Annotated in this window: 20 protein-coding genes and 2 tRNA genes; 11 read left to right on the top strand and 11 right to left on the bottom strand. The window is 70.2% G+C overall.

All coding sequences use genetic code 11. The features are described from left to right. Positions 1-353: 353 nt before the first annotated feature. From ABC271_RS09585 to ABC271_RS09575, 3 genes are all read left to right on the top strand, one after another. Positions 354-1,610, top strand: coding sequence for a DNA polymerase IV (locus tag ABC271_RS09585; protein ID WP_412924651.1), 1,257 nt, complete (start codon positions 354-356; stop codon positions 1,608-1,610). Positions 1,611-1,673: 63 nt separating this feature from the next. Next, the gene (locus ABC271_RS09580) at positions 1,674-1,994 is read left to right on the top strand and encodes a hypothetical protein (protein WP_412924650.1); all 321 of its coding nucleotides are present in this window, start codon (positions 1,674-1,676) and stop codon (positions 1,992-1,994) included. Further along, a complete protein-coding gene (locus tag ABC271_RS09575; protein WP_412924649.1) occupies positions 1,969-2,562 on the top strand; it encodes a nucleoside/nucleotide kinase family protein in 594 nt (197 codons plus the stop codon). The genes ABC271_RS09580 and ABC271_RS09575 overlap by 26 nt, the downstream gene beginning before the upstream one ends. A 28-nt stretch (positions 2,563-2,590) precedes the next feature. Here ABC271_RS09575 and ABC271_RS09570 read toward each other — a convergent pair whose 3' ends face one another. The 6 genes from ABC271_RS09570 to ABC271_RS09545 all read right to left on the bottom strand — a co-directional run bounded on the left by ABC271_RS09570 (position 2,591) and on the right by ABC271_RS09545 (position 4,733). After that, a complete protein-coding gene (locus ABC271_RS09570; RefSeq protein ID WP_412924648.1) occupies positions 2,591-3,094 on the bottom strand; it encodes a DUF2017 family protein in 504 nt (167 codons plus the stop codon). Further along, positions 3,091-3,393 (bottom strand): ATP-dependent Clp protease adapter ClpS, encoded by a 303-nt coding sequence (gene clpS / locus ABC271_RS09565; RefSeq protein ID WP_412924647.1) that lies wholly within the window; start codon positions 3,391-3,393, stop codon positions 3,091-3,093. The genes ABC271_RS09570 and clpS overlap by 4 nt, the downstream gene beginning before the upstream one ends. After that, positions 3,384-3,761, bottom strand: a complete 378-nt coding sequence (locus ABC271_RS09560; protein ID WP_412924646.1) for a metallopeptidase family protein — start codon at positions 3,759-3,761, stop codon at positions 3,384-3,386. Before ABC271_RS09560 ends, clpS begins: the two co-directional genes overlap by 10 nt. 123 nt (positions 3,762-3,884) lie before the next feature. After that, positions 3,885-3,960: transfer RNA gene (locus ABC271_RS09555), tRNA-His, on the bottom strand. A gap of 36 nt (positions 3,961-3,996) precedes the next feature. After that, complete coding sequence (orn, locus tag ABC271_RS09550) at positions 3,997-4,623, bottom strand: oligoribonuclease (protein ID WP_412924645.1); 627 nt, start codon at positions 4,621-4,623, stop codon at positions 3,997-3,999. A 37-nt stretch (positions 4,624-4,660) separates the two neighbouring features. Further along, a tRNA-Arg gene (locus ABC271_RS09545) sits at positions 4,661-4,733 on the bottom strand. Between the two features lie 101 nt (positions 4,734-4,834). Here ABC271_RS09545 and ABC271_RS09540 point away from each other — a divergent pair. Then, on the top strand, positions 4,835-5,044 hold the full coding sequence (locus ABC271_RS09540) for a methyltransferase (protein WP_412924644.1): 210 nt from the start codon (positions 4,835-4,837) through the stop codon (positions 5,042-5,044). Between the two features lie 46 nt (positions 5,045-5,090). Here the strand turns inward: ABC271_RS09540 and yczE are convergent, their stop codons facing one another. Continuing rightward, the gene (gene yczE, locus ABC271_RS09535) at positions 5,091-5,699 is read right to left on the bottom strand and encodes a membrane protein YczE (protein ID WP_412924643.1); all 609 of its coding nucleotides are present in this window, start codon (positions 5,697-5,699) and stop codon (positions 5,091-5,093) included. Between the two features lie 62 nt (positions 5,700-5,761). On the opposite strand from yczE, the gene yczR reads away from it, so the two are divergent. Continuing rightward, the gene (gene yczR, locus ABC271_RS09530; RefSeq protein ID WP_412924642.1) at positions 5,762-7,180 is read left to right on the top strand and encodes a MocR-like transcription factor YczR; all 1,419 of its coding nucleotides are present in this window, start codon (positions 5,762-5,764) and stop codon (positions 7,178-7,180) included. Positions 7,181-7,292: 112 nt separating this feature from the next. Here the strand turns inward: yczR and ABC271_RS09525 are convergent, their stop codons facing one another. Continuing rightward, complete coding sequence (locus tag ABC271_RS09525) at positions 7,293-7,550, bottom strand: hypothetical protein (protein ID WP_412924641.1); 258 nt, start codon at positions 7,548-7,550, stop codon at positions 7,293-7,295. Between the two features lie 189 nt (positions 7,551-7,739). On the opposite strand from ABC271_RS09525, the gene ABC271_RS09520 reads away from it, so the two are divergent. From ABC271_RS09520 to ABC271_RS09505, 4 genes are all read left to right on the top strand, one after another. After that, a complete protein-coding gene (locus tag ABC271_RS09520) occupies positions 7,740-8,282 on the top strand; it encodes a single-stranded DNA-binding protein (protein WP_412924640.1) in 543 nt (180 codons plus the stop codon). 41 nt (positions 8,283-8,323) lie between these two features. Then, positions 8,324-8,818, top strand: coding sequence for a DUF6993 domain-containing protein (locus ABC271_RS09515; RefSeq protein ID WP_412924639.1), 495 nt, complete (start codon positions 8,324-8,326; stop codon positions 8,816-8,818). Between the two features lie 151 nt (positions 8,819-8,969). Continuing rightward, complete coding sequence (gene ettA, locus ABC271_RS09510) at positions 8,970-10,649, top strand: energy-dependent translational throttle protein EttA (RefSeq protein WP_412924638.1); 1,680 nt, start codon at positions 8,970-8,972, stop codon at positions 10,647-10,649. After that, entirely contained in the window at positions 10,642-11,175 is a 534-nt protein-coding gene (locus ABC271_RS09505; protein ID WP_412924637.1) for an acyl-CoA thioesterase, read from the top strand. Before ettA ends, ABC271_RS09505 begins: the two co-directional genes overlap by 8 nt. A 4-nt stretch (positions 11,176-11,179) precedes the next feature. Here ABC271_RS09505 and ABC271_RS09500 read toward each other — a convergent pair whose 3' ends face one another. Continuing rightward, on the bottom strand, positions 11,180-12,049 hold the full coding sequence (locus tag ABC271_RS09500; protein WP_412924636.1) for an acyl-CoA thioesterase: 870 nt from the start codon (positions 12,047-12,049) through the stop codon (positions 11,180-11,182). Positions 12,050-12,100: 51 nt separating this feature from the next. Between ABC271_RS09500 and ABC271_RS09495 the strand changes: the two genes are divergently transcribed. Both ABC271_RS09495 and ABC271_RS09490 read left to right on the top strand, forming a co-directional pair. After that, the gene (locus ABC271_RS09495) at positions 12,101-12,769 is read left to right on the top strand and encodes a DUF8185 domain-containing protein (RefSeq protein WP_412924635.1); all 669 of its coding nucleotides are present in this window, start codon (positions 12,101-12,103) and stop codon (positions 12,767-12,769) included. A gap of 171 nt (positions 12,770-12,940) precedes the next feature. Next, positions 12,941-13,813, top strand: a complete 873-nt coding sequence (locus tag ABC271_RS09490) for a cation-transporting ATPase (protein ID WP_412924634.1) — start codon at positions 12,941-12,943, stop codon at positions 13,811-13,813. 80 nt (positions 13,814-13,893) lie between these two features. Here the strand turns inward: ABC271_RS09490 and ABC271_RS09485 are convergent, their stop codons facing one another. After that, positions 13,894-14,376, bottom strand: coding sequence for a globin (locus ABC271_RS09485; protein WP_412924633.1), 483 nt, complete (start codon positions 14,374-14,376; stop codon positions 13,894-13,896). Next, positions 14,373-15,656, bottom strand: a complete 1,284-nt coding sequence (locus tag ABC271_RS09480) for a mechanosensitive ion channel family protein (RefSeq protein ID WP_412924632.1) — start codon at positions 15,654-15,656, stop codon at positions 14,373-14,375. Before ABC271_RS09480 ends, ABC271_RS09485 begins: the two co-directional genes overlap by 4 nt. Position 15,657 lies beyond the last annotated feature (1 nt).

Raw genomic sequence — 15,657 nt, 5'->3', positions numbered from 1 at the left:
GAACCCCCGGATGCCACGGCTCCACCGGTCCGCGCGACCGGGGCCGTGGCATCCGTCGTTCGCCGGGGTGTTGCGGTGGGTGCGCAAGCTCAGAGATTCGCCGTGGGTCAGTCGGGTTTGAGGGCTTCCGGCTGAGGTAGTGCAGATCGCTGAGGCCGCGCGGATCGCTGAGGCTGTGCACGGCTGTCGGGCCGGCGCTGCCGGGTGGGTTAGGCCGTTGCATAGGCTCAGCGATTCGCCGCGGGTCAGTCGGGTTCGGGCACTTTCGACTGAGGTTGCGCGAATCGCTGAGGTTGCGAGCGACCGACACCCGCCCGGCCGCAATGTCGGAGGCCCGGGGGAGAATGGATGCCATGGGACGCGGGGACGGCACGGGGCGCATCGTCTCGCCGCCCGACGCCGACGACACGGGAGCGGGCATCCTGCACGTCGACATGGATGCGTTCTTCGCGTCGGTGGCCGTGCTCGATGACCCCTTGCTCGCGGGCAAGCCCCTCATCATCGGCGGGTCCGAGGGGCGCGGCGTCGTCTCGAGCGCGTCGTACGAGGCACGTCGGTACGGCGTGAAGTCGGCCATGCCGGTGGCGGTCGCGCTTCGCCTGTGCCCGAACGCGATCGTGGTGAACCCGCCGTATTCGCGATACACCGAGATGTCGCGGCAGGTCATGGCGATCTTCGACGAGATCACGCCGCTCGTGGAACCGCTCTCGATCGACGAGGCGTTCCTCGACGTGCGCGGCGCGAGGCGACTGTGGGGGAGCCCGGGGAAGATCGCGCGCGACCTCCGTGCCCGCGTCAAAGAGCGCACGGGCCTGACGTGCAGCGTCGGCGTGGCCGCGACGAAGCACGTGGCGAAGATGGCATCCACGATCTCCAAACCCGACGGCCTGCTCATCGTCGCCGAGGCCGACACCGAGGCGTTCCTGCGTCCGCGATCCGTCCGCGCCCTCTGGGGCGTCGGGCCGAAGGCGGCCGAGTCGCTGGAGTCGCGAGGGATCCGGCTCATCTCCGACGTGCTCGACACGCCCCGTCCGGTGCTCGAGCAGGTGCTGGGCCAGGCGATGGGCGAGCGCATCTGGCACCTCGCGCGCGGGATCGACGCTCGCGAGGTGCACACGAGCCGGGTCGAGAAGAGCGTCGGCCACGAAGAGACCTTCCACACCGACATCTCCGACACCCGGACGCTGCACGTCGAGCTGCGGCGGCTCGCCGACCGCGTCGGTGCGCGCTTGCGCAGTCAGGAGTTCGAGGCATCCACGATCTCGATCAAGGTGCGCTTCAGCGACTTCACGACGCTGAGTCGTTCGCGGACGCTGCCCGAACCCACGTCGGTCGGCCAACGGATCGGCGATGCCGCGATCGAGCTGTTCGACGGAATCGACCGCCGACAAGCGGTGCGGCTCGTCGGTGTGCGCGGCGAGAAGCTCCGGCCGATGTCAGCGGCCGCGACGCTGTGGGACGACGACGCGGAGTGGCGGCGCGTCGAGGGGGCTCTCGACGGTGCCACCGCGCGGTTCGGACGCGGCGCCGTGACCCGCGGCTCGCTCCTCGGTCCCGCCCGCGGCGGCGGCGCGCTGCCGACGAACCCCCGTCCCTCGTACGAGCACTGACACGGCCCGCCCGCGGGCGCAACGCCCCTGGGCGCGACCGTCGCGGCCGGGTACGGTGGGCCCATGCCCAACATCGCATTGGAACTCGGCAAGCAGGCCACCAGCTTCGGCGTCACGTCCGCCTACGGGGAGCAGCAGGACGTCGACGGCGTCCGCATCGTCCCCGTCGCCCTGATCTGGGCCGGATTCGGCGGAGGCTCCGACGAGAACGGCAACGAGGGCGGCGGCGGTGGCGGGTACACGCTGCCGTTGGGCGCGTACATCCGCCGTGGCGACGACCTGCGTTTCGACCCGAACCTGGTGTCGTTGCTCGCCGTCGGCATCCCGTTCGTGTGGGTGGCCGGTCGCGCCCTCAGCCGTGTCATCCGCGCCCTCAAGAAGTAGCGGCGATCCCCTCGACGCCGCCCTGACCGCTGCGGTCGGGGCGGTGTTCTCGCGGGTGCGGGCGGTCGGCGCGTCCAACCCGGTGGTGCTGATCGACGGCCGCAGTGGGGCGGGGAAGAGCTCGCTCGCGCGGCGACTGGTGACCGCGTGGCCGGGGCGCGGTCGTGTGCAGCTCGTCGCGCTGGACGACCTCTATCCGGGATGGGGCGGTCTCGCCGAGGGTGCCGACTACGCGCGGGAGTCGATCCTTCTGCCGCACGCGAAGGGCGCCATCGGTGTCTGGCAGCGCTGGGACTGGGAGGCGGGGGAGCGCGCGGAGGCGCACGCCGTCGACCCGTCGCTGCCGCTCGTCGTCGAGGGCTCGGGGCTCCTCACTCCCGCCGCGGCGTCGCTCGCCGACGTCCGGGTGTGGGTGGATGCGCCCGACATCGCCCGTAAGGACCGGGCGCTGCGCCGCGACGGCGACACGTACCGTCCGCATTGGGATCGCTGGGCGGCCCAGGAGTCCGCTCACCTCCGGGAGCACGAGCCGCAGGCCCTGGCATCCCTGGTCGTCTTCCTGCCGTGATCAGCGGCGGCGGAACGGTCTGACCGGATCAGCGGCCGGACGGATCGTCGAGCTCACGGTCGAGAGCGGTGACGAGGCCGTCCAGACGGTAGCCGATCCAGTCGTAGATGCCGAAGCGCGCGTCACCGGGACGATGGTCGTCGTCGTCCTGGATGCCGAGTCGCGTGGCCAGCACGAGGCGAACCGCCGAGAGGGTCCGCATCCACGCGCGCGCCTCGGTCTCGCCGAGGGCCACCGTGATCGTCGTGTCCGGGTCGCTCCCGGGGTCGAGGTCGCCGCCGTCCATGCCGAGCGTGTGGAGTACCGTCCGTGCGTCGTCGGCGCGGCGGTCGAGCATGTCGGCGCCCGTGAGCCTCCGGAACTCGCGGCTCGCCTCCTCGTCGTCGGGATAGGCGTCGGGGAGCAGACGGATCACGGCCGGGTCGTCGTCGCGGCCGGCATCGACGACGAGATCGCGGAACTGCCCGACGATGCCCGCCAGGTGCAGCGCCTCGAGCCCGCTGATCTCCATCACGACGATGCGGTCGTTCATCGCTCGTCCTTTCGCACGGTGGCCCAGAGTCCGTAGTCGTGCATCGCCTGCGCGTGCACTTCCATGAGCTCGCGAGGGCCGCGCGCGACGACGGCGTGGCCGTCGTGGTGCACCGAGAGCATCAGCCGGTGCGCCGTGTCCGCGTCGAACCCGAAGTACGTGCGGAACACGTGGACGACGTAGCTCATCAGGTTCACGGGATCGTTCCACACGACGGTCTGCCACGACGTCGGGGGAGCGACCTCGATCTCGGTGACCTCGTCGAGGTCGGGGGCGGCGATGCCTGCCATCACGCCCATCCGAGTTCGTGCAGCCGCGCATCGTCGATCCCGTAGAAGTGCGCGATCTCGTGCACGAGCGTCGTGTGGATCTCGTCACGCAGTTCGTCTTCGTCGGCGCATGCGGCCAGGTGCGGCTCGCGGTACACGATGATCCGGTCGGGGAGCTCGCCCACCCCGTACCGGTCGCGCTCGGTCAACGCCCAGCCGTCGTAGAGACCGAGGAGGTCGAGCGACCCGTCCTCGGGGCGGTCTTCGACCACGAAGACGACGTTGTCGAGTCCTTCGACCATGTCATCGGGGAGACGGTCGAGCTCGGCGACGACGAGAGCCTCGAACGCCTCGGCGTCGAGATCGAGAGTCGCGTGCTCTCCGACGTCCTCGTGCATGGGGTCTCCCGATCGTGCGGACGATGGCGGCGGATGCCGATTCGCCCCGCCCGGTCGATTCTATGAGCCGCCGAGGGGCGCCGGCCGGAACGACGAAGGCCCGCCGGGAGCGGGCCTTCGATGTGGGGTGGCTAACGGGACTTGAACCCGCGACCCCCGCGACCACAACGCGGTGCTCTACCAACTGAGCTATAGCCACCATGCGTCCGCCGCAGCGGACAACTGAACGATTATGTCATACGTCTCGCGCGAACGACGAAACGACCGACGATGCGGCGCCCTTCGCCTCGTCGCTGGTCGGGCCGGGCTCGGGCACGAAAACGGCCTTGCGGTAGTACGCCAATTCGCGGATCGACTCGAGGATGTCGGCAAGAGCGCGGTGCCCGCCGTTCTTCGCGGGAGCGTTGAAATACGCACGGGGGTACCACCGACGCGACAGCTCCTTGATGCTCGACACGTCGACGTTGCGGTAGTGCAGCCACCGATCGACGCGCGGCATGTACTTCGCGAGGAACATGCGGTCGGTCCCGATGGTGTTTCCGGCGAGGGGCGCCTTGCCCTCGAGGGGAGCGAAACGCTGGATGTACTCGAGCGCCTGGAACTCGGCATCCGCGAGGCTCACACCGTGGGGGATCTCGTCGAGCAGTCCAGACGAGCGATGCATCTCGGTGACGAACTCGCCCATGTTCTCCAGCGCCGACGCGTCGGGCTTGATGACGACCTGGAAGCCAGGATCGAGGACGTTCAGCTCGAAATCGGTGACGACGATCGCGATCTCGACGAGCTCGTCGACCGCGAGGTCGAGTCCCGTCATCTCGCAGTCGATCCAGACGAGCCGGTCGTTCTCAGAGGCGCTTACCATCCCGTCATCCTACTGACGGGGTCGGACGTGGAGTCGGTCCCCCAGGCACGATTCGAACGTGCGACCGGCGGATTAGAAGGCCGCTGCTCTATCCACTGAGCTACTGGGGGTCCGCACCAGGATATCGGTGACCGCTCTCCGCGTGGTCGACCCCCTAGCGGCGTCGTTGGCGCGGGCGTAGTGTCCGGCCAGATCGAACGAAAGGAGCACCATGTCCGATACGACGACACGGCGCCTGTGGGTCGCCTACGGTCCGGGCGGCGTCGTCGGCACCATCCAGAAAGATGCCGAGGGCTACGCCGTACACATGACGGGCAAGGACGAGCGGCTCGGTGTCTACCCGACCATGGCCATCGCGAAGAACGCCCTGCACTCGCACCTGAAGCCCGGGAGCGACCGCCCCGAGTTCCGGGAGCACTGAGTTCCACACCGCGCCGCGGGCGATGATGCCGTGCGGCGCGGCGGCCTCACACCCGGGCCGGGCGGCGAAGACGCCGCTGCGGCTCGGGTGCCGCCAAGAGCGGCAGCGCGACGTGGACGAGCGGACCGATGCCGAGCGCGAACACGACCGTCCCGATCCCGACGGTTCCGCCCAGCAGCCAACCGGCGACGAGCACGGTGCCCTCGACGGCGAGACGGCACACCCAGATCGGCCAGCCGAGGCGTGCGTGGAGTCCGGTCATGAGACCGTCGCGCGGGCCCGGGCCGAAGTGCGCGCCGATGTAGAGACCGGATGCCACGGCCACAGTGACCACGCCGCCCACGAGCAATGCCACCTGCCAGACCAGGTCGCCGGGGTGGGGCAGGACAGTCAGCGAGAGCTGGATGCTCGTCCCGACGAGCAGGATGTTCGCCACCGTGCCGAACCCCGGTCGCTGGCGCAGGGGGATCCAGAGCAGCAGGACCCCGAGTCCGACGATGTTCGTGATCCATCCGACGCCGATGCCCGTCACGCGCGAAAGACCTTCGGCGAAGACCGTCCACGGGTCGACGCCGAGGCCTGCCGCGATGGTGAGGGCGCAACCGAAGCCGTAGAGGGCGAGGCCGATGAGGAGACGGAGGATCCGGGAGGTCACGGAGGAGATCCAATCACGCGATTGGGTCTATGCAAGGGGTCCAATTTGACTATTCTGGCCCCATGGACTCCCGCATCTCCGCTCGTGCTCTCGCCGAGGCGCTCGGCGGCTGGCGTGGCCGCGGACCCGCGTACGAATCGCTGGCCGACGGCATCCGGTTGCTGTGTCTGGACAACCGCATCGCGCCGCGGACGGCGCTGCCGGCAGAGCGTGAACTCGCCGCGGCGTTGGGCCTCAGCCGCACCACCGTGGCTGCGACCTACCGCAGCCTGCGCGACTCGGGACACATCGAGAGCCTGCGCGGAAGCGGCAGCGTCACGTTGCCTCTGCGGCGGACCGATCCCGGCGCCGACGACCGGCGCGACGGCGTGATCGACCTGCAGCAGGCGAGTCCCGCCGCGTGGCCCGGCTTGCCGGCCGTGTTCGCGGAGGTCGCGCAGGATGCCGCGGCCCTCCTCTCTCGGACGGGCTACGACGTTGTCGGTCAGGTCGGTCTGCGCGAGGCGATCGCGCAGCACTATCGCGACCGCGGGCTCCCGACCGGTGCGGATGAGGTCCTCGTGACGACGGGGGCGCAGAGCGCGCTGCACCTGATCGCGTCGGTGCTGTTGTCGCGCGCTGATCGCGTGCTGATCGAGACGCCGACGTACTCGCACGGAGCGGACGCTTTCCGCGCGGCCGGGGCCCGCCTCGTGGGCGTTCCCGTCACCCCTGATACGGGATGGGACCTCGACCGCGCCGCGCAGACGTTCGCGCGGGTGCTTCCGGCGCTCGCGTACCTCATGCCCGAGTTCCACAACCCGACCGGTCGCACGATGAGTCGCGCGGAAGTGAACGCGTTCGTCGACGGATCGCAGAGGGCCGGTACGATCCTCATCCTGGACGAGACGACCGCCGGACTCGACATCGACCGACAGACCGAGTCGACCGCGTTCCCCGACGCGGACCGTATCGTTCGCGTCGGATCCCTCGGCAAGACGGTGTGGGGCGGCCTGCGTGTCGGGTGGGTGCGTGCTCAAGCCGACATCATCCGACGCCTTGCCAGTGGACGCCCGGTGCACGATCTCGGAACTCCCGAGTTCGAGCAGGCCGTGGCCGCTCGGGTCATCGGCCGGCTCGACGAGATCAGCGCACAGCGCGCCGACCTGCTGCGCGCGGGCCGCGATGCCGTGACACGCGCCCTCGTCGAGACCTTCCCCGAGTGGGACATTCCGACCGTGCACGGGGGAGTGTCGCTGTGGGTCGGTATCGGCGAGCCCGTGAGCACTCCGCTCGTCATGAACGCGCGTGCGCGTGGCCTGCTTCTCTCGGCCGGTTCGCGCTTCGCGGTGGATGGCGGGCACGACCGTCGTCTTCGCATCCCGTTCACCGCCGCGCCCCACACCTTGGAGCGAGCCGTCGACATCTTGCGAGCGGCGTGGGACGACGTGCGCGGCACGCCCGTGGGTGCCGCGCTCGACGATCTCGCGGCGGTGGTCTGAACCGACGATGGCCGCTCGCCGGGTCTGAGCCGACCGCGGCCGGTCGCCGGCGGCTTCACAGCGCGTAGCGCAGTGGGGCGGCGTCGTCGCGCGTCGTGCAGCCCGAGCGGGGTCATCGCGTGTAGCGCAGGCACTCCAACGCGTCGGCGGACGACCAGAACTCGCCGAGACGGCGGAAGCGTCCGCTCGCCGCGTGGAATCGTTCGGCGGCGTAGCGCCAGCCTCCGTCGGCGGCGATCGCGCGCACGTGTCCGACGACGACGCCGCGCGGGTCGGCGATGCGCCACAGACCCGCTGCGACGTGCGTCGCCGCGCCCCACCCAGCCGGGCGCGGTGCCGGTGCGAGGTCGTTCCAGAGTGCGGTGGTCATGCGCCCACGGTACGAGGGACCTCCGACATTGGTTCGGTACCGGTCCTCCCCACGGCCTCGCCCGCCCGATCTCTCCACGGAACGGTCCGAGACGCCCGCGCGGCGGCGAAGAATCCGGACATTCTTACGGTGGCTCCGGCGCCCGTCGGGCACACGGGTGCCGGAGCCCACATCGAGAGAGGACACATCATGAGCGACCACATCACCCTCGTCGGCAACATCGTCGGAGATCCGGAGGAGCGCGCGACCCGTGGCGGCGATCCGATCGCCGCCTTCCGGCTGGCGGTCAGCGAGCGGCGCTTCGACCGTGAGCGCGGCCAGTGGATCGACGGCCACACGAACTACTACGCCGTCTCCGTCTTCGGCGAGCTGGGCCGCAACGCCCTGGCATCGCTCCACAAAGGGGAGCGCGTCATCGTCGCCGGCCGACTACGGCTGCGGGAGTGGGAGACGGACGCGAAGCGTGGCGTGAGCGCCGATGTCACCGCCGACGCGGTCGGGCACGACCTGCGCTGGGGTGTCTCGGCCTTCCGTCGGCCCGAACGGTCTCCGGGCGACGGAGCGACGACGCCGGAGGGACGATCGGCTGCCGAGACCGCGAGCGACGCGGACGCCTGGGCGGTCCCCGGCGAGGAGCCGGCAGGGCTCGGAGACACGTCTTCGGTGACGGAGGCGCGCGGCGGCGGCTCGGACTCCACGCTCGTCGAGGTGGGCGACGCGACACCGTTCTGAGCGGCACGGGCAGTGCGCGGGCGGTCCGTAGACTCGAGCGGGTGATCCGCCTGAATCCCCGTCCGGTCGCTGCGCTGGCGTTGGCCGCGGTCGTCGCCCTCGCGGGGTGCACGGCGAACGAACCCCCGCCGCCCGAGACGGCGCCTTCGGCGACGACGTCGGGCTCCGCGGAAACTGCCCCTGCTCCGTCTCCGACGATCGCTCCGACCCTCGAGTCGAACGGCTCCGCCACCGACAACCTGCCGCTCTTCACCCGAGTCACCCGTGACGTGTGGGGCGGCCCGGCACAGGCCTCGGGCCGCGCCTACGTCGACGCGCTCGTGGCCGCGGGCTTCGACAAGACGGCGATGCAGGTCACCCCCGACCAGACGACGATCGGCAACCCGGCCGAGAGCATCGAGTTCTCGGTGCGGTGGGGCGAGGAGTGCCTCGTCGGCCAGGTCGGTCCCGCGATCGGCGATCCCGTCGCCGCTGTTCTGCCCGGTCTGTCGACCGGGGGATGCCTGATCGGTCAGACCCGCGCCATCGACTGGTGATCGTTCGGCCGAGTGCGTCGGCGGGGCACCGCTCAGGGTGGCGTTGCTAGGCTGGAGACGACTTCCGCGCACCCGGGCGCAGCGCAGACATTCGACTCCGCGACCCGGGAGGGCGCGGCCCTCATCCTCAATCGAAGGTGGTACGTCCTCGATGGCCGAATACATCTATTCCATGGTCCGCGCCCGCAAGGCCGTGGGCGACAAGCTGATCCTCGACGACGTCACGATGTCGTTCCTACCCGGCGCCAAGATCGGCATGGTCGGCCCGAACGGGGCCGGTAAGTCCACGATCCTGAAGATCATGGCGGGCCTCGACACGCCGTCCAACGGCGAGGCCCGGCTGAGTCCCGGATTCACCGTCGGCATCCTCATGCAGGAGCCCGAACTCGACGACAGCAAGACCGTGCTGGAGAACATCCAGGACGGAGTCGCGATCAAGCCGAAGCTCGACCGCTTCAACGAGATCTCGGCGCTCATGGCCGACCCCGACGCCGACTTCGACGCGCTGCTGGCCGAGATGGGCACCCTGCAGGAAGAGATCGACGCCGCCGACGGGTGGGACCTCGACTCTCAGCTCGAGCAGGCGATGGACGCCCTGCGCACCCCGCCGGCCGACGCGTCGGTCGTGCCGCTGTCCGGTGGTGAGCGCCGCCGCGTCGCCCTCGCGAAGCTGCTGCTGCAGAAGCCCGACCTGCTGCTGCTCGACGAGCCCACCAACCACCTCGACGCCGAGAGCGTGCTCTGGCTCGAGCAGCACCTCAAGGCCTACAAGGGCGCCGTCATCGCCATCACCCACGACCGGTACTTCCTCGACAACGTCGCGGAGTGGATCGCCGAGGTCGACCGCGGTCACCTCTACCCCTACGAGGGCAACTACTCGACCTACCTCGAGAAGAAGGGCCAGCGTCTCGACGTCCAGGGCAAGAAGGACGCCAAGCTCGCCAAGCGCCTCAAGGAAGAGCTCGAGTGGGTGCGGTCCAACGCCAAGGGCCGCCAGGTGAAGTCGAAGGCGCGTCTGGCGCGCTACGAGGAGATGGCCGCCGAGGCAGAGCGCACGCGCAAGCTCGACTTCGACGAGATCCAGATCCCCGCCGGCCCTCGTCTCGGCAGCATCGTGATCGACGCGAAGAAGCTCGAGAAGAGCTTTGGCGACCGCTCTCTCATCAGCAACCTGAGCTTCAACCTGCCCCCCAACGGCATCGTCGGCGTCATCGGCCCCAACGGTGTCGGAAAGACCACGCTGTTCAAGACGATCGTCGGTCTCGAGCCCCTCGATGGCGGCACGCTGAAGATCGGCGAGACGGTCAAGATCAGCTACGTCGACCAGTCGCGCGCGAACATCGACCCGGAGAAGACGTTGTGGGAGGTCGTGTCCGACGGGCTCGACATCATCACGGTCGGTAAGACCGAGATCCCCTCGCGGGCCTACGTGTCGAAGTTCGGTTTCAAGGGACCCGACCAGCAGAAGAAGGCCGGCGTGCTTTCCGGTGGTGAGCGCAACCGTCTGAACCTCGCGCTGACGTTGAAGGAGGGCGGCAACCTGCTCCTCCTCGACGAGCCGACCAACGACCTCGATGTCGAGACCCTGAGCTCGCTCGAGAACGCTCTGCTCGAGTTCCCCGGCTGCGCGGTGGTCATCACGCACGACCGGTGGTTCCTCGACCGCATCGCCACGCACATCCTCGCCTACGAGGGCACCGACGAGCACCCCGACCAGTGGCACTGGTTCGAGGGCAACTTCGAGGCCTACGAGGCGAACAAGGTCGAGCGTCTCGGCGCCGATGCGGCGAACCCCTCCCGCTCGACCTACCGCAAGCTCACGCGTGACTGACCTGACGCCCTCCTCGGGCTCGGCTCCGGCCGGGCCCGAGCGGCTCCACATCCCCATCCACTTGCGGTGGGGAGATCTCGATGCACTCGGGCACGTCAACAACACGTCGATGTTGAAGCTGCTGGAAGAGGCACGACTCCGCGCGTTCTGGCGCGGGGACGAAGCCGGGGACGCCCTGCCGACCGCCGTGTTCGACATGAGCGTGCTGGAGAGCGGGGGAGAGCGAGCGACCCTCATCGCGCGGCAGGAGATCGAGTACCTCCGCCCGGTGCCGTACAGTCAGCGACCGCTCGACGTGCGCCTGTGGATCGGTGCGATGGGCGGCTCCAGCGCCGACATCTGCTTCGAGGTCTTCAGCCCGATCAGCGACGACGCGCCCGTTCTCTATGCCCGCGCCACCGCGGTGGTCGTGCTCGTCGACACGGCCAGCGGCCGCCCCATCCGGTGGAGCGAGACCGAGCGATCCGCCTGGGGCCCGTACGTGGGCGACCCCATCGAGTACCGCCGGCGCGGCACCGCGCGCTGACCGGCTATTCGCCCGGCACCCGCACCATGATCTCCTGGGCGACGCTCGCCAGCAGCGTCCCCTCGCGCGTGTAGATGCGCCCGGTGGAGAGTCCGCGGCCGCCGCGGGCGTTCGGCGACTCCTGCACGTAGAGCAGCCAGTCGTCGACGCGCCCCGGCCGGTGCCACCACATCGCGTGGTCCAAGCTCGCCACCCGGAGGCCCGGTACGCTCCATGGGACTCCGTGACCGCGCAGGATCGTCTCCTGGATCGTCAGATCGCTCAGGTACGCCAGCGCGGCGCGGTGCACCGCCGGGTCGTCGGGGAGCTCGCGTCGCGTGCGCATCCACACGGCCTGACGCGGCACGTGCGGGCCCTCGACCGACGTGTACACGGGCGACGGCACATGCAGGACATCCACCGGTCGTTCCGAGAAGAGCTTGCGGCTGACCGGGTGCAGCTGGCTGTCGTCGAACGGCGGAAGGTCCTCCGGGAACGGGATGCCGACGGGCATCGGTTCGGCGTGTTCGAGGCCCGGCCCCTCGTCCTGGAACGAGGCGATCATCGAGAAGATCGGCACGCCGGCCTGGAAAGCCTGCGTGCGCCGAGTCGAGAACGACCGCCCGTCGTGGATCCGGTCGACCGAGAACGTGATGCCGGCAGCGGGGTCGCCCGGCCGAAGAAAGTATCCGTGCATCGAATGCACGGTGCGCTCGGGCGGAAGGGTGCGCGACGCGGCGACGATCGACTGCGCCAGCACCTGGCCGCCATACACACGACCCGACGGCATCGGCTGCGAGACACCGGTGAAGATGTCCTCGGTGGTCCGTGCTCCCGCGTCGCGGAGGTCGAGCACCGCGAGCAGCGAGGCCACGGGGTCGATGGCGTCGGTCACGCTCACTCCCGTCTCGCGCAGAGGTCTGCGTCGCTTGATAGTTTAGGGCGGGTGTCCGCCCGCCTGATGTTCCCCGATCCGCAGGCGGCAGCCGACCTGCTCACGTTCGCGTCCCGATCCGTTCGGCTCGGTGACGGCTCCGTCCGGCTCCGCGCAGACGGCGGCGTCCTCGTCACGACCGCGGCTCCGCTGGCGCCCCGCGGGCTCCTGGATGCCACGCCCACCGTGCTCGGTCTGCGGGTGTCACCCGTCGACCCGGAGCTGCAGTGCGACCTGGTGGTCGAGGCATCCGCTCTCTCGATCGCCCCCGACGATGCCTCAGCGGTCGTGCTGCCCGAGATCGCGAGCGCGCCGGCCTGGGCCGGTGTCTCCCCGCCTCGTGGCGGCTGGCTGCAGTCCGACGCCCTCGACAGCGCCGTCCTGGCGGCGCGCGCGCAGTACGGGATCGCTGCGGTCGCCGATGCCCTGCCCGCCGACCCGGGCGAGGATGTCGTGCGAACGGTGCGCGCTCAGGTGTGGGGTCAACCGGACGATGCCCTCGGGGGTTTGCCGCTGGGTACGGCGTTCGCGGCCTACGCGCTGGGGTTCATCGCCGGGGCCGAGGAGGCCGCGGTCCGTACGAGCGGCGTGTGGACGCGCGTGACGCTGACCCGCGGACACGTGCTCGTCCGCGGGCCGGTGCGCTCCGGGCTCACGGCGGTGCGGGCCACGGGTCGCTGATCCAGCGGCCTCATAGCCACCGGCGCTACCGTCGGTTCTACGCAAGGGGAGTATTCCTCGACGACGTCCTCGTCATCACGAGCCCACGGTTGGGCTCCGGGCACGTCGGTTCCTCGGAACGGAAGAGACCTTGACGTCGCGGCCACGTGCCGCCCGTCGAGAGGTGTCCCCATGTCCAAGATCTCCCGCCTGTTCGATCTCGCCGCCCGCGCCGTCGACAAGACCGGCTCTTCGCGGCCCTCGTCCCGCAGCGGATCGGCCGCGGGAACGGACTGGCGTGACCTCGTCCGGACGGCCGCGGATGCTGTCACGGGCGACCGCCGTTCGTCGCAGACCCCCGCCGCACCTGCTCGGGTCACGCGCGCGGATGCGGTACCCGGCGCTGCGGGGGCGACGGAGACCGGTCATCGGTACGCTCCGCCGACCGTCTCCGCGGCCGCGCTCCCCCCGGAAGACCGCGCCGCCATCGCCCGCTACGACTACCTCCTTCGCACCGCCGACCCCGACCAGGTGGAGCGGCTCCATCGCGAGGCGTTCGAACGCCTCACCCCGGCGCAACGCGCCCACGTGCGCGGTCGGATGGATGCCGAATTCGCACCGCACGACCGGCCGCGCAGCGACGCCCCCGCCGACCTCGCCCGCGCGGCGGGCCGCGCCGAGGCACAGCGCCCCGGCGGCATGTCGGCTCTGCTCGCCCGGACCGGCCGCGGCGGACTCGTCGGAGCGGGCGTCCTCGGTGCCGGAGGGCTCCTCGCCGTCGTCGCCGGCGGGGCGGTCGCGAGTGCGGTGGCGGCGCCGCTGATCGCTCAGGCGGTGGGGGCGGGCGTCGACTTCTCGGGAATCGCTGCAGGCGTCGACCTGGAGGCGATGGCATCCGGGGTCGAAGTCCCTGCTCTCGCCGAGGGGCTCGGAGCCGAGGCGATCGGTGAGGCCGCCGGTGGCGCGCAGGAGGCGATCTCAGGCGCAGGTGAGGGTCTCAGCGGCCTGGGAGAACGGATCTCCGGGTTCGAGCTCCCGGGTCTGGGCGATATCTTCGACCGCTGACGCCTCGCTCGCGGGGGCTGCGCTTGCTCGCGCCGCTCTCCGCAAGCGAACGCACCGCCGAAACAGTGCGCCGCCGTCGATCAGCCGACCGGCGCTCCGCCCTCCCCGCGCGGGGCTTCCGCCGCGCGGACGGGGAGTCCCGTAGCGGGGCGCCCGCCCTCGACGGGTCCGATACCGCGCGGCTCGAACGTGTTGACCATCGCGTGGGCGGCGCGCTCCAGGTAGTCCCACATGGGTGCTTCGAGGGCCGGAGGAAGCGCGATCTCGTCGACGGCCGCCCGCATGTGCCGCAGCCACCGGTCGCGCGCGTCGGGGTTCACGTGGAAGGGATTGTGCCGCATGCGCAGGCGCGGGTGCCCGCGGTTCTCGCTGTACGTGGTCGGCCCACCCCAGTACTGCGCGAGGAACAGCGTGAGACGCTCGGCCGCAGGCCCGAGGTCTTCTTCGGGATACATCGGCTTGAGGACGTCGTCGTGGGCGACCCCGCGGTAGAACGCGTCGACCAGGCGCCGGAACGTGTCCATCCCGCCGGCCTGTTCGTAGAAGCTGATCGGTTCGCTCACGCGGAGGCTCCGTCGTCGTCGGCCCGCACGGCGGGGGGAGTGGGCTTGTGCACGCTGTCGTCGGCTGCGGGCGGGGCGTCTGCGGGCGGGGCGTCTGCGGGCGGGGCGTCTGCGGGCGGCGCGGGAGTCTCGGCCTTCGCGACCGGCTTCGCCTTCTTCGCACGGGCCTTCTCGGCCGCAATCTCGGTGGCTACGGCATCCGCGTCGAGCACCGTGTCCGACACGGCCAGCCTCTTCCGCCGCGGTCGCCAGACGGGCCGCTCGGTCGCGGTGGTGACGGGGGTCGGTTTCGTCTTCGGCGGGTGGGCCCCGCGCACGCTCTGAGCGCCTTCGGCTCCGGTCAGCACGATGGAGTTCAGCTGAGGCAGCGTGAGCCCCATGTCGTCGATCGCTCGCTTCAGGCGGACCCGGAGTTCGCGCGCCACGTCGTCCTTCGCGCTCGAGCGGGTCTTCATGACCAGGCGGATGACCAGGGCGTCCCCGCTGATCGACTCCAAGCCCCAGATCTCGGGCTGCTCGATGATGCGCGAGCGCCACTTCTGCTCCTTGGCGAGCGCCTTGGCGGCACCGAGCATGGCCTTCTCGACGTCGTCGATGTCGGCATCCACCGGCACCGCCAGGTCGATGATGACGCGCGACCAGCCCTGCGACATGTTGCCGATGCGAGTGATCTCGCCGTTGCGGACGTACCAGAGCGTGCCGTTGACGTCACGCACATGCGTGATGCGGACGCTCACGAACTCCACGATGCCGGTGGCGAGCCCCAGATCGACGACGTCGCCGATGCCGATCTGGTCCTCCGCAACGATGAAGATCCCGTTCAGGACGTCCTTGACGATGTTCTGCGCGCCGAAGCCGAGTCCGGCACCGATCGCGGCCGTGAGGAGGGTGAGGGATGCCAGGGCGTTGGGCGCCACGATGCCCGCGATCCACACGAGCGCGACGATCACGAGCACGACGTTGACGATGTTCTGCAGGATCGTGCCGAGGGTTCGTGTGCGCTGCACGAGCCGGACAGCCGCGAGCGGAGACCGGTCGAGGGCTTGCGTGTCGTCGACGCGGGCGTTCTTCTTGGCGCCGTTGACGATGCGGTCGACGACACGGCGGATGATGACGCGAAGGACCCAGGCGGCGACGATGACGCCGATGATGATCCCGACGATCCGGAGAATGACGCCGCCGAATTCCAGCAGGCGCTCCCCGAGCCACGCCCAGGTGGAAGGGTCCGTCAGACCGTTGGGCGTGGGGCTGGGTTCCGGTGTGCTGGCGAGTACAGGCATC

This window comes from Microbacterium canaveralium, from assembly GCF_047238045.1.
Lineage (GTDB): Bacteria > Actinomycetota > Actinomycetes > Actinomycetales > Microbacteriaceae > Microbacterium.
Note: the sequence above shows the minus strand (reverse complement) of the source record. Positions and strands in the feature narration are given on the sequence as shown.

Bases quoted from the DNA above. Each gene is read 5' to 3' on its own strand.
- ABC271_RS09540 (WP_412924644.1), top strand. From the start codon at position 4,835: ATGTCCGATACGACGACACGGCGCCTGTGGGTCGCCTACGGTCCGGGC.
- ABC271_RS09525 (WP_412924641.1), bottom strand. From the start codon at position 7,550: ATGACCACCGCACTCTGGAACGACCTCGCACCGGCACCGCGCCCGGCT.
- ABC271_RS09480 (WP_412924632.1), bottom strand. From the start codon at position 15,656: ATGCCTGTACTCGCCAGCACACCGGAACCCAGCCCCACGCCCAACGGT.
- ABC271_RS09520 (WP_412924640.1), top strand. From the start codon at position 7,740: ATGAGCGACCACATCACCCTCGTCGGCAACATCGTCGGAGATCCGGAG.
- ABC271_RS09490 (WP_412924634.1), top strand. From the start codon at position 12,941: ATGTCCAAGATCTCCCGCCTGTTCGATCTCGCCGCCCGCGCCGTCGAC.
- ettA (WP_412924638.1), top strand. From the start codon at position 8,970: ATGGCCGAATACATCTATTCCATGGTCCGCGCCCGCAAGGCCGTGGGC.
- ABC271_RS09585 (WP_412924651.1), top strand. From the start codon at position 354: ATGGGACGCGGGGACGGCACGGGGCGCATCGTCTCGCCGCCCGACGCC.
- yczR (WP_412924642.1), top strand. From the start codon at position 5,762: ATGGACTCCCGCATCTCCGCTCGTGCTCTCGCCGAGGCGCTCGGCGGC.
- clpS (WP_412924647.1), bottom strand. From the start codon at position 3,393: ATGGGCGTGATGGCAGGCATCGCCGCCCCCGACCTCGACGAGGTCACC.
- orn (WP_412924645.1), bottom strand. From the start codon at position 4,623: ATGGTAAGCGCCTCTGAGAACGACCGGCTCGTCTGGATCGACTGCGAG.
- ABC271_RS09570 (WP_412924648.1), bottom strand. From the start codon at position 3,094: ATGAACGACCGCATCGTCGTGATGGAGATCAGCGGGCTCGAGGCGCTG.
- ABC271_RS09580 (WP_412924650.1), top strand. From the start codon at position 1,674: ATGCCCAACATCGCATTGGAACTCGGCAAGCAGGCCACCAGCTTCGGC.
- ABC271_RS09560 (WP_412924646.1), bottom strand. From the start codon at position 3,761: ATGCACGAGGACGTCGGAGAGCACGCGACTCTCGATCTCGACGCCGAG.